Origin of the sequence: Flavobacterium johnsoniae UW101, assembly GCF_000016645.1 — a bacterium.
GTDB classification, from domain to species: domain Bacteria; phylum Bacteroidota; class Bacteroidia; order Flavobacteriales; family Flavobacteriaceae; genus Flavobacterium; species Flavobacterium johnsoniae.
In genome coordinates this window covers 2,442,966-2,454,977 of the sequence record NC_009441.1, presented here as the reverse complement: position 1 = coordinate 2,454,977, position 12,012 = coordinate 2,442,966, and the positions used below count along the sequence as shown (strand labels likewise).

Sequence of the window (12,012 nt, the reverse complement as noted above, 5' to 3'; positions counted from 1 at the left end):
ACACAAATTTATATCAATAAAAAATTGCACTCAACACAAACACAACTCACAAATAATTAACTAAAAGATAGTTACACAAATATTATCTGCAATTAAAAATAAAAAAAAGACACTACACTAAATAAGAATAAAACTACGAATAACCAGTAGTATTAACCATTAAAAATAAAAAACTCATTCATAATTACTTATAATCATATAAATGGAAACAAATCAAATCAAGGAAAAAATTCAGGAACTGGAAAATTGGCTGATTGAAAATCCAAATAGTCCTGAGAGAAACTTAATAGAATCTGACATTAAAAAATTACGAACCTTATTAGATAAAAATCATGAGTAAAAATCAAATCGAAGCAAGAATTGCACAATTGTACCTGGCACTTCAATACTGTTCTGAAAGATCTAGAACTTTTACGGCTGGGGAAAGAATCTGTATCAATCAGGAACGTTTTCAATGGATGCATATTCTGGAAGATGAAACCGCATCACCGCGTCCGGTTTCGCAAACAATTGAAAACAAATTAAAACAAGTCTGGAGACTTGCGGATCACTATAATTTTAAACCCTATTATGGCGATCCTTTTAAAGAAGAAATTGTATTACATATCTAAAATTATCCTAATCTAAAAGCCATATACTATGAATAATGCCTTAACAAACACAATCAACCCATCTATGGATTTATCTCAATTTTCTGCACAGCAATTAAAAGAAGCTTTAAACCGAATTGAAAATAAAAAAAATGAAGAAAGAGATGCTTATAAAAAACTGGTAGCCGAAACTATTCCGAAAGCGCTTTCGAGATTACATGAAACTTCTGAAATGATGAGAAATGCTAAAACAGAAACTTTTCAATTGTTTGAAACTATTCTGGATTTAAAAAATCAGGTTTATGGTTTTAAAGAAAAGCAGATGTCGCATACTTTTTCTAATGATAAGGAAGAAATCACAATTGGATATCGCATTAATGAAGGATGGGACGATACGGTGACAATTGGTATCGAAAAGGTGCAGAACTATATTTCGTCACTTTCAACGAGCAAAGAAACCGCATCGTTAGTAAAAATCGTTTTTAATTTATTAAAAAAAGATGCTAAAGGGAATTTAAAAGGCTCACGTGTTTTGGAACTTCAAAAATTAACGAAAGAATTTAATAATGAAGAATTTACCGATGGTGTCGAAATTATCGCTTCTTCTTTTAAACCTATCCGCTCAAGCTGGTTTATTGAGGCAAGCCGAATTAATGAAAATGGTGTGAGAACCAATATTCCGTTGTCTATGTCGTCTGTAGATTTTTTACAAGGATATGCTTTTAATTTCTTCAACCAGCAAAACGAACAAAATCATGCAGCCTAATAATGATATTTACGCGTCGGCTCTTTTAGCTCTTCTGCTTATCGCAACCAATTTAAAACCTATTCTTTTATTCCGTGAATGGTTTTATTTCAGAATCAAAATAATTTTTAAACAATACCTGAATGAGCGTAAAAATAAAGCCAATTACTGATCATGAAAGTTACAAAGTTAACGAACATATCATTTTTAAAGACGGACTCGGAAACTGGAACTGTAAAAATGATCTATCAAATAAAGAACGCCAGGCTTTTAACCAATATGAAAGCATCGTAATTAAAAATCCGAGATTTAAAAAGCATACAACAGCTACATACAAAGGCTGAATAACCCCTTCAATATCTGCATTGTAAAACCTTAACAAGCATAAAAAAATGGTTCCTGTTTTCACTTCTTTCTAAAGGAAATACAGGAACCGAAGATGGGCGGTTTTTACCCAAAAAAGCAGCCAAAAACCATTCTTTCTATAGAGTTCCCAGTCTTTAGAGCTGTGGAACGAGATCATGATAGGAAGTGTACTGACCTCAATTGTTAAAAAAATATTTAACAAATAGCACCTCAGAACGAGGTTCAAAAAAATGGCATTGAAGTAGAAAAACCATTACTTAAAAAAGATTAGATGGTTTGGCTGCAGTAAATCTTTATGTCATCATTTAGTATTCAAATAATTCGTAATCATGATTAAATCTTCTTTTTAATAACCTTCTTTTTTCAAAAATCTTTCTTCATTTTCTATCACTCTAAATATTATCTCATGTCTATATCCTCAAACAGAAGCCTCGGAATTCAAAAAAATAAATTATTGCGTTACAAACTCGTTAAAGAATTATATCAAAAACACAAAACAGAAGATATTCCTACTACGGTAGTATGGCGTAAATACGTGTATCCAGTTTATCCAATTTCAAGAACTACTTTGTATGAAATTCTTTGTACGCCTATTACTTCAGAATTGAAAAAAATTGAAGAACTAATGAGTAATCAGGAAAAGTCTTCTTAATCATTATAAAAAAGAAAAGCGAATCTTTAACTCATAAAAACCTTTGTTTTTATGATGCAAAGATGAGTCATTTACCTCTGTAAAAATGAGCTTTGTTCGCTTTCCGTACAACTTTGTAAAGCCCTAGAATATAAATGTTCATGCACTTTGCATTCGTTTTTTTTAGGGCTTTTTTTGCCCAATCTTTGTAATCTCAAAAGGAAGGAACCGCATCAATCTAACTGCAATTTTCAGTATTGCATTTTCTTAAGAAAACAACTTTTCCGTGTTGTTTTTCAATAAACATTTTAATCTAACATTCAACATTAATACATTCAATGGAGCAATTTCTATACCCCACTCTAACCGCATTTTTTGCTGCTTTTATTACCTGGTTTTTCTCAATGCGAAAATCACTCGCCGAAGACAGGGCCGCAGAACTGGACAACGCCGTAAGTGCCGTAAAATATTATCGTGATCTTCTGGACGATCTTACAGCCCGACTTACAGCCGCCACAGATACCATCAAAAAAATGGAAATACAGCACAAAGAACTCATGTTTATCAATCAGCAGTTGGTTGATGAATTACAAAAATTTAAACAGTTAAACGGAAAACAGTCATGACACTAGCCCAAAAAACTATCGAAATCGCCACGGCACAAATTGGTGTCGAAGAAATTCCCAGAAACAGCAACTCCGGCCCTGAAGTTGAAATTTATTTAAGAAGTGTCGGACTTTCAAAAGGATATGCCTGGTGTATGGCTTTTGTGTACTGGTGTACACAAAAGGCCTCTCTGCAGATTAATGCTAAAAATCCTTTAAAGAAAACAGCAGGTGTTCTGGATCAATACAACTCGAGACCTCTTTTGGTAAAGAAAACTCCACAGCCTGGAGATGTCTTTATTATGGATTTAAAAAATGGTTTAGGCCATACCGGATTTGTAGAAAAAGTAACCGGAACTACAATCTATACAATTGAAGGAAATACTAATGATACCGGAGGCCGTGAAGGCTACAAAGTGGCCAGAAGAAAACGTGATGTAAAAAGTATTAAAGGCTTTTTACGTCTGTAAAACTAAATCTTATAAACCAACTTTAATTATGACTAAAAAACTAAAATGTTTTGCTTTTTCACTTCTCATTATCCTAATCGTTATTTCATGTCGAAGTCCAAAACCTGTGCAAAGCGAAAATAAAGCACAAACCATCACTATTACAGAAACTTTACATGATACCGTTTTTAAAATTGCAAAAGACAGCAGTTCTTATAACGCTTTATTGGATTGTATTAACGGAAAAGCCGTTCTTAAAAATGTTATTCAGGCCGAACCAGGGCGTACATTAAAAAGCCCAAGGGTTCGTCTTGATAACAATAAACTCAGCGTAGACTGCAACTTGAAAGAGCAGGAACTCTATGCTCACTGGAAATCGAAACAGATTAAAGATGTTCAGGAAAAAACAATCACGATTACCAAGTTTACTAACTACTTAACTTTTTGGCAAAAGGTACAAATCTGGCTAGGAAGACTGCTTCTCCTTTTGCTGCTCTTTCTAATTACAAGATTTGTTTATAAAATCTATAAACCTTTTGTGGTTTAAATAATTCAACTTTTAAATAATATATATGTCTGCACAGTCTCATTTTTTTATAGAGTCAGGAGGCTTTACGCAAAGTCAGGAACAAGCCTTTGGCCCCGTTTCGACCAGCGAATTTAACCTGACCTCCAGATTTTCTTTAAATTCTCCCCAAAAAGCTTATTCCATTTGCAAAGGTGTTGTTTTAATACAGCCTCAAATCGGCAATCCAAACAAAGTAAATCTAATTCTTAGACCTTACAAACAACCTTTTCCAGGATTAAACATCAAATATTTTATCTACAGAGGATTACAAAAAAGTGATTTTTTTACTGCCGATACAGATCCTTTAATCATTAAAAATGAAGGAACGTATTCAGATTTTATCGATAAGATAAATATAGATTTTAAAGCTTTTCATGAAGGGCGTAAAGTTAAAAACGGTGAAACCGTTACTGAGATTCCTGTTCCTCCTTTTACTGCGTCACATATTGGTTATAACCCTGCAGTTCCAGACAGCACTTTACTTTCAAATTTCTTCTTTAAAGAATCTGAATTTGAAGACAAAAATGGCACTCTTGAAGAAAAAGATCCTTTTGAACTGCCTATGATTGATATGGGAAAATCATTAGGAAATTTTGCTCAAGGTGAATGCGGAATTGATGTTGTCCTCAATTATGGCGATTACAAAAACAATTTAACGAATGGTGAGTTTATTTTTGATTTAGGATATACACGTAAAGCTGCTGCCAAAATTATAGCAGATGGTTCTACTGATTATATGAAAAAACTACAACGTGAACAAAGCACTCAATTTATTGATATTGCTGCTTTTTATGGTTTGTTTGTTCCTGAACATTCTGTAGATATAGTTTCTGGCGGAACTAAAACCAGCAAAAAAGGGTATGAAATTTTCAACAGTATAATCAATAGTTTTTACACAAAAAATAATTGGTATATCTACATTCAAAGTGACCGCACGCGCAGTTATGATTTTTATGGAAACTATAAATTAGAAGAAAGCGTTGAAAATCTTAAAACTGGTTTGTTAGAAGATCCCTCAACTAAAGTTGTTCCAATGACAACTGGAACTTATGGCACTTTTGGATGGCCGATTTTAATTAACAACCAGTCGCAAGCCAATACAGTTACCCAAAACAATCTTTATCTGCAATTTACTACCGACAACAATAATAATACTGCTTTTTACGGACAAATTGCAAAAGTAGCCAATGCCCAAAAAGATAATTTCATTAATGCTGATGGCTTACGATTGCCTCCAGATGAAGCAGGAAATTATGGTAATCTAACCTCAACCATTCAGCTTACTACTCCTGCCATTCAAGGTAAAAATATTGCTTCCCTTAACATTTTGCTTTATCAGGGTAAAATAAATCAATATACAGCCGGAACAACATTAGATGAAAACGGAGATCTTATTATTCTGTACGGACAAGCCAACTTTTTTGATAATGTATTTAGCCTAATCGATGCAAAACCTTTATTAAAACTAAGTACTGATGAAAGTTACTCCAGAATGACTTCTGAGAAACTGAATCTTATTAATGAGTTTTATGATAAAAAACAACAAGGAATTTCTATTGTACAAACTTTAACCGTTAACGATATTATTGAAACCGGAATTGAAGAACCCTCAAAAGTTGCACGTGTAACCTATCTTACAGAAGCTGTAGATGTTATGAACAATGCCGTTTCTGCAACTGGAAGCACTACACCAGATACCAAAACAACAGCTTCTGCAAGCGGTGCCGTTACAAAAAGTAAAACCTACGAGTTACCAGAACCTTACTACTATAACCTTCAACTATTTACAGACAGTACTCAAACTATTACCGGACTGGAATTAAAAACATTAGATGGTTCCACTCCAACTAAAATCATTTTGGGATTAACTAAAACCGAAAATGATGCTATAAAAGCATTAATCACTGACGACACAAAAAATCCTCGCTTGTTTTTGATTGATCTTTTTGAAGATGAAAACGAATTGATTTCGCCTGAAGATATTAAATATCAAAAATACAGAGTTGGAATTGTGATTGAAGATACCGATGGCAGTAATAAGCTGAAAGAACCTAGCAATCCTGTTTTTGTTTATTCATTGGATAGGAGATATCATTTTAGCAAGGGCTATAGTGATTATATGCCTGATTTAGACATTAGCATTCCATTTTTTAATATTAATACCGTTTTATAAATGACTACTACCGCAATTCTAAAAGATGGAACTCCGGTAAGGATACATCTATTTGAAAAACCAGCTTTTGATGTCGAAGGCTTTTTAGTTGGTTTTACTTTATCCTCATTAAATTCAGAAGAATATAGATATTATCAACAATCTGAATTTAAAAGAGAAGATCGAAAAAAACCAAACTTATCGGGCTATTACGACAAAAAAATGTTTTTAAAATACATTCAAAACGTTGAACCTGTTCCCACACTAGATAATTTGGTTAAATATAATTTTAAAAAGGTTCTAGCTACTGAGGGTGAAGAGGTAACGGTTACTTCAATTGATTTTGAAGAACCTTATGATTATTTTTATAATGAAAAAAAATACACTTTTAATTTACAGAACACAATTGATAATAGAGGCGTTCGCAACTACTTAAAACCAATAGTAGAAGATTTTAGAACTGTTGACCATAAAATTAATACTGATGGAGCCAATGCTGTCATTGTTCTCAATAACCAATCAGGGGTACCCGGCGGTTATTTCTATAAAAAAAATTTAGGAGATTTTATAAATTCATGGTCAATAACTAATACCCAAAAAACTTTCATTAAGAAAGCAATGAGCTTGATTATTTTTAAAATTAGAGAAATTAATCGAGATATTATTCCCATTATTGCTTCAAATACTCACTTCTTCAAGAAAGAGCAAGATGTTGCAAATGGAATTATTGATTATAATGATTTTACAGATCTCGAAAAACTATTGTTTAATTTTAAAAGAACTTGGGGATATTATTATAACACACCTCTAGACGGGTTTCCTCGACCATACAAAGATAGTTTTGAGGCTCTATTTTCTAATTCATCTACTTTTGAAGACTATCAATCATATCTTTCAAGCCTACAAAATTTTTATCAAATATGCTATAAAACAAAGAATCTGTCATATTATCCTGCTGATGACAAAGTAGAATATTTATTAAAGATATTATCACCATCTGCTTTAAACGTAATTCCTTATGAGTTGATTATTAAATGTATTAAACAATATTTAAAATTCAATCTATCGCAAGAAGATCAAAGAGTACTTGTAAAACTTGTTATATCTATAAATCCATCACATGCAAATCACTTTTTAGATTTTTTACTAGAAAAAGAAAATGGTGCTGAGACTAATTTTCAAGTTATCTACGATACGCTAACAGATGCAAGACTAGAAAGATACCCTTTTGTGAACTGGTTTGTTGATGAACAAACTAATAGAAAATATTTCGCATTTGCTATTTACGAATTATGGAAAATTTCTAAGTATAATTTAGATTACATACGTGCAGGTACTGTTATTCCTCATCCTTGGCCATATTTTAAAGGAGTTGATCCTGATAATTATTTTAATATAAACCCTCAAGAATTTAATAAAAAGAATTTTCTAACATTTATACCTTCTTCCGATCAACAAATAGTTACATCGCAACAGCGTTTTGAATCATCAATTAATGATAAAAAAATTGATATAACAAAAATATACAAACAAGATACTTATGCAGGAGCTTTTAGTCAACATAAGATTGGTGATGAATATTTTGGGTCTTTTCATTTATATCAGCAAATTTCTTTTTGCGGATATGAATCAAATTTAGATTTAAGAATTCCGAAATCGGCTACATTGCCTGCCTTTCTGTTTCATTTTATTGAAGAATATGATCGTCTGGCTGATTTTGATGCTGGAGTTGCATTAGCTGCAAATTTAACCGTTGACGCTTTATTAATTTATTTTACTGGAGGAACAAGTATTCTTAAAGACTTACAATATTTAAAATATACTACCAAAATAGGAAGAGCATTGGCTGGTGGAATTGAATCAACTGAAGCGATTGAAATATGGCAAGGATTCAGAGGGGCTGCCGACATTTTCACACTTACAGCTGGCTCTTTAACACAAATTAACGAATATCTAATAACTACAGAAAATAATGAGGCTAAAAGAAAAATTTTAGAAGGATGTCAAAAAATATTTATATCCTTAACTTTTTTAGGAGTTGGTTTATCTTTAACGGCACAGGCCCATGCAGTAAGTGAGGCAGGAAAAGTTTTAGATTTAATTGAAGCCTTACCATCAGGTGTCGCTCATGGTCTTGCTCCAGAAATGATCAATTTATTAACAACACTAAAAGGCAATAAAAATGTAACTTTAACCTTATTTGGAAACAAATTAAACGCCTTAGATCTTGGAGATGCTACAAATTACATTGTTTTAAAATACAATTCTGTTTTTACTGATGCTCAAAGGTTAAAGTTCATGACAGATTTTCAACATATCGGTGATCTTGCATTTTGGAGATTATTGAACAATGGGAAAAATGCAAGTGGTATTCGTGATGGTAGTTATTTAGATAATTGGATTCTTTTAAGTGAAAAAGGCTTAGAAGAAGCTAAATTCACTATGTACATTTGTAATCTAACAAGAACTAATGATTTAATTCGTTATGTAGATGAACCAATTACCAAATCAATAATAAACACTCTTAGCTATGAAAGAAAATTAGTTTTTATTGATACTTTTGGAAATGATTTAGCAACATTTAAAAATAAGCCTGAGCTAATTAATCGATGGAAAAGATATTATGATGAGCTAGTTTTAAGACAGTCTTTTTTAAATCTGGAGAAAGATAAAACATTGATACTTATTGATGAATTAGGTGATTTACCAAACGAATTATTTTTAGGTTTAAAACGTAATCCTAGTAAACTTGGAGAATATGCTAATTCTGATACAATCAAAAGACAATTCTTAAGAAAAAACAGGGATTTCTGGCTAGCTAACAATTATACATATGAATATATAAGTTCTTTCAAATTAGAAATAGATAAAGTTGTAAAAACATATAAAAATCAACTTTTATCGGCAGATATAAAAACGAGGCTACAAGCTTTGGAAAAGATAAAAATTAGTGAAAAATTTACCTTAGGGGATTTTATTGAAAAACCAATGAGGGTTTATTTAAACAATATGATTTTAAATAATGAAGATCTGATGTTTAGTGTTGATATTTTATTTAAAAAAGCTGATGGGACTCCTCTAGTCGGAAAGATACATTTAGATATTGATGCCATTGTTGTAAATAAATCTATAAATAAAATTAAAATGCCATATAGTGCCAAACTTACTCCCGGAGAAACATTTGAAACAACAAAAGCAAAATATAATGATGCTCAAAAATTAGAATTTTTAAGAAATCTACCAGAAGATATTACACAAGCAAAAACATTTATAACACAGGAAGGAAAAAAAACATGGAAAGACATAACAATGCCTCAAAATTTCAATCAAATCCATTCCATAGAAGTAAAATATTTGGATAAATCTGAAAAAGCTAAAACAATGTCTTTATCAAATTTTAAACAAATGTTAAAAGCTACCCCTTATTCTTTAAGTGATTTTACAGAAATTAATCCTACAACATTTAATACAACAAAAGAAGAATTATTAAATAGTTTATATATTAGAATAATAACAGATTAAAATAAATAATATGCCATTAGATATTAGATACAAAATAGAGAATATAGATACTTATTTCAGAAAAGACGAATTAAGCACATTGCTTTTTTACATAAAGGATATTAACTACGATTTAGCTACTAAACTTTATTTTTTATTAGAAAAAGAAATAGCTTTTAGATTAGAAAACCATTTGGATATTGGAAATCTAGATGCTTTTAATGATATGTCTGCACATTTTGATTCAGGCGATATTGAAGAAAGTATTCAATCAATAGCAAATCAAGTTATTCCATCATTACAAAATGAAAGACTGAATATATGGGAAAAATATGGCGGTTTTGATAATTTAAAGAATGAAGTTAATAATGGGAATGATTGGAGTTTTAATTTAAACATAAATTATGATTATGTACCGGAATATGTTGATTATTACATTGATATGTTGATTGAAATAAAAGAACTTCTACAAAAATCTCTAGATCTCAATACTCCAATCATTGTAAGTTATGAAGATTAACCCCGATCGCGCGGATTTACCCGATCGCGCAGATTTACCTCCGTAACGATAGCGCGGATTTGCAACCCGATCGCGCAGATCTATTTCAGCAACGATAGCTCGGATTTGTAAACCGATCGCGCAGATTTAGCTCCGCAACGATAGCGCGGATTTGAAATCCGTGCCCGCAAAGTAATTCTTCAAAAACCCGATCGCGCAGATTTACCTCCGCAACGATAGCGCGGATTTGTAATCCGTGCCCGCAAAGTAATTCCTTCAAAACCCCACAAATAAAAAGTAAAACTTTCCACTATACTCTTTATTTTTGTAGGAAAAAAAGAACATGTCAACAAAATATAAAGCAACAACAACTGAGGAAGCATATTTTATAACTGTAACTGCTATAGGATGGATAGATATATTTACAAGACTAAATCAGAAAAACATCTTAATAAATGCTTTAAAGTATTGTCAGGAAAATAAAGGTTTAGAAATTTATGCTTACTGTATTATGAGCAGCCATATTCATTTGCTCTGCAAAGGAACGAATGGTTTTGTATTATCTGATATTATTAGAGATTTTAAAAAATTTACATCAAAAAAAATAATACAAACTATAATAGATGAACCTGAAAGCAGAAGAGAATGGATGTTGGAATATTTTCAAAAGTCATGTGAACATTTAAAAAAGAACCAGACTTATAAAGTATGGCAAAATGGCTATCACGCAGAACATATTTACAGCAATAAATTTATCAAGCAAAAAATTGATTACATCCATAACAATCCCGTAAAAGATAAAACTGTTAGTTCATCTGAAGATTATTATTTTAGTTCGGCAAGGAATTATTCAGGCTTAGAAAATGATTTAGATGTTGTTTTGTTAGATCTGTTTTGAAAAAAAATTATTGCATTCTAGAAAACATCAACAACAATTGATTTTTTTTGATTTGCATTGTGTCCAATCTTTGCGGGCACGGATTGCAAATCCGCGCAATCGGGTTTTGATATAAATACTTCACAACTTAAACAAAATGGATATAATGTTAAAGGACTTGGTCAAAAATGGGTAGATGATACTTTCGAAATATTTGATGATAGAATAAATTCGGTAAAAGCTGAATGGACAGAAAACATTAATTATCCAGGCGGAGAATCTCTCGGATATAAGGAATTTATCAATGTTTATGAGAATACTTATGATCAAATAGAAGCTGTAAAGGCTACTACATTTTATAAGACAATGAGTAGCCGAAAATTCATAAATATTAAAGATATTTTAATAAACCAAGGCTATATAAAAGTAATATTAACAAAATAAAAATGTTTAAAATGAAAAGTTATTTAATATTTAATCTAAATAATAAATTTATTTCATCTCGAAATACAAATCTCTTACATGATTTTTTCACTCAATTCAATATTTCTGAATCTTTAAAAAACAGTATTTTAGTAAGAGTTAATGCAGAAATGAATTTTGAACTTAGTGTTTCTGAATTACAACAATTGGAACTTGCCGCCTCAGAAAAAATAGATGAATTAGTTGCAGACGCAAAATTTGACCCTTTTAAAGAAAGATTGAGAAGATTATATCCTCTTCAATATAGTGCTGATCCATTTATTTGGAAAGGTCTAACTTATTATTTATATATTAAGACAAACCCCATTGATAGTCAAATATCGGAAATACGAAGCTTTTTAGCTCATATTAAAGAATTTACAAATCAAAATCAACCTATGAAATATACTTTTAAAAATTAAAACCAGATGGAGTTATAATTGAACCCGATCGTGCAGATCTATCTCCGCAACGATAGCGCGGATTTGAAATCCGTGCCGCAAAGTAATTCTTCAAAACCCTACAAATAAAAAGTAAAATTTTCCGCTATACTTTTTATTTTTGTAG

At 31.2% G+C, this 12,012-nt stretch carries 14 protein-coding genes; all 14 read left to right on the top strand.

The features are described from left to right. Positions 1-202 precede the first annotated feature (202 nt). Positions 203-340, top strand: coding sequence for a hypothetical protein (locus FJOH_RS26950; RefSeq protein WP_159436657.1), 138 nt, complete (start codon positions 203-205; stop codon positions 338-340). Continuing rightward, complete coding sequence (locus FJOH_RS10800; RefSeq protein WP_012024144.1) at positions 333-611, top strand: hypothetical protein; 279 nt, start codon at positions 333-335, stop codon at positions 609-611. Before FJOH_RS26950 ends, FJOH_RS10800 begins: the two co-directional genes overlap by 8 nt. A 28-nt stretch (positions 612-639) precedes the next feature. Beyond that, positions 640-1,356 (top strand): DUF3164 family protein, encoded by a 717-nt coding sequence (locus FJOH_RS10795; protein ID WP_012024143.1) that lies wholly within the window; start codon positions 640-642, stop codon positions 1,354-1,356. 122 nt (positions 1,357-1,478) lie between these two features. After that, positions 1,479-1,679, top strand: a complete 201-nt coding sequence (locus FJOH_RS10790) for a hypothetical protein (protein WP_044047667.1) — start codon at positions 1,479-1,481, stop codon at positions 1,677-1,679. A 428-nt stretch (positions 1,680-2,107) separates the two neighbouring features. Next, positions 2,108-2,353, top strand: a complete 246-nt coding sequence (locus FJOH_RS10785) for a hypothetical protein (protein ID WP_012024142.1) — start codon at positions 2,108-2,110, stop codon at positions 2,351-2,353. A 317-nt stretch (positions 2,354-2,670) separates the two neighbouring features. Continuing rightward, on the top strand, positions 2,671-2,958 hold the full coding sequence (locus tag FJOH_RS10780; protein ID WP_012024141.1) for a methyl-accepting chemotaxis protein: 288 nt from the start codon (positions 2,671-2,673) through the stop codon (positions 2,956-2,958). Continuing rightward, a complete protein-coding gene (locus FJOH_RS10775) occupies positions 2,955-3,407 on the top strand; it encodes a CHAP domain-containing protein (RefSeq protein ID WP_012024140.1) in 453 nt (150 codons plus the stop codon). The genes FJOH_RS10780 and FJOH_RS10775 overlap by 4 nt, the downstream gene beginning before the upstream one ends. Before the next feature lie 28 nt (positions 3,408-3,435). After that, positions 3,436-3,933: a hypothetical protein gene (locus FJOH_RS10770; protein WP_012024139.1), complete on the top strand. Its 498-nt coding sequence runs from the start codon at positions 3,436-3,438 to the stop codon at positions 3,931-3,933. Positions 3,934-3,958: 25 nt separating this feature from the next. Next, positions 3,959-6,127, top strand: a complete 2,169-nt coding sequence (locus tag FJOH_RS10765; RefSeq protein WP_012024138.1) for a hypothetical protein — start codon at positions 3,959-3,961, stop codon at positions 6,125-6,127. After that, positions 6,128-9,628, top strand: a complete 3,501-nt coding sequence (locus tag FJOH_RS10760) for a hypothetical protein (RefSeq protein ID WP_012024137.1) — start codon at positions 6,128-6,130, stop codon at positions 9,626-9,628. Between the two features lie 10 nt (positions 9,629-9,638). After that, on the top strand, positions 9,639-10,127 hold the full coding sequence (locus FJOH_RS10755; RefSeq protein WP_012024136.1) for a hypothetical protein: 489 nt from the start codon (positions 9,639-9,641) through the stop codon (positions 10,125-10,127). Between the two features lie 322 nt (positions 10,128-10,449). Next, positions 10,450-11,004: an REP-associated tyrosine transposase gene (locus tag FJOH_RS10750; protein WP_012024135.1), complete on the top strand. Its 555-nt coding sequence runs from the start codon at positions 10,450-10,452 to the stop codon at positions 11,002-11,004. A 57-nt stretch (positions 11,005-11,061) separates the two neighbouring features. Continuing rightward, positions 11,062-11,427, top strand: coding sequence for a hypothetical protein (locus FJOH_RS10745; protein WP_012024134.1), 366 nt, complete (start codon positions 11,062-11,064; stop codon positions 11,425-11,427). A gap of 11 nt (positions 11,428-11,438) precedes the next feature. Beyond that, positions 11,439-11,867, top strand: a complete 429-nt coding sequence (locus FJOH_RS10740; protein ID WP_123875694.1) for a hypothetical protein — start codon at positions 11,439-11,441, stop codon at positions 11,865-11,867. Positions 11,868-12,012: the final 145 nt, after the last annotated feature.

Excerpts from the sequence above, each read along its gene's own strand:
- FJOH_RS26950 (WP_159436657.1), top strand. The coding sequence starts at position 203 with ATGGAAACAAATCAAATCAAGGAAAAAATTCAGGAACTGGAAAATTGG.
- FJOH_RS10800 (WP_012024144.1), top strand. The coding sequence starts at position 333 with ATGAGTAAAAATCAAATCGAAGCAAGAATTGCACAATTGTACCTGGCA.
- FJOH_RS10795 (WP_012024143.1), top strand. The coding sequence starts at position 640 with ATGAATAATGCCTTAACAAACACAATCAACCCATCTATGGATTTATCT.
- FJOH_RS10790 (WP_044047667.1), top strand. The coding sequence starts at position 1,479 with ATGAGCGTAAAAATAAAGCCAATTACTGATCATGAAAGTTACAAAGTT.
- FJOH_RS10785 (WP_012024142.1), top strand. The coding sequence starts at position 2,108 with ATGTCTATATCCTCAAACAGAAGCCTCGGAATTCAAAAAAATAAATTA.
- FJOH_RS10780 (WP_012024141.1), top strand. The coding sequence starts at position 2,671 with ATGGAGCAATTTCTATACCCCACTCTAACCGCATTTTTTGCTGCTTTT.
- FJOH_RS10775 (WP_012024140.1), top strand. The coding sequence starts at position 2,955 with ATGACACTAGCCCAAAAAACTATCGAAATCGCCACGGCACAAATTGGT.
- FJOH_RS10770 (WP_012024139.1), top strand. The coding sequence starts at position 3,436 with ATGACTAAAAAACTAAAATGTTTTGCTTTTTCACTTCTCATTATCCTA.
- FJOH_RS10765 (WP_012024138.1), top strand. The coding sequence starts at position 3,959 with ATGTCTGCACAGTCTCATTTTTTTATAGAGTCAGGAGGCTTTACGCAA.
- FJOH_RS10760 (WP_012024137.1), top strand. The coding sequence starts at position 6,128 with ATGACTACTACCGCAATTCTAAAAGATGGAACTCCGGTAAGGATACAT.
- FJOH_RS10755 (WP_012024136.1), top strand. The coding sequence starts at position 9,639 with ATGCCATTAGATATTAGATACAAAATAGAGAATATAGATACTTATTTC.
- FJOH_RS10750 (WP_012024135.1), top strand. The coding sequence starts at position 10,450 with ATGTCAACAAAATATAAAGCAACAACAACTGAGGAAGCATATTTTATA.
- FJOH_RS10740 (WP_123875694.1), top strand. The coding sequence starts at position 11,439 with ATGAAAAGTTATTTAATATTTAATCTAAATAATAAATTTATTTCATCT.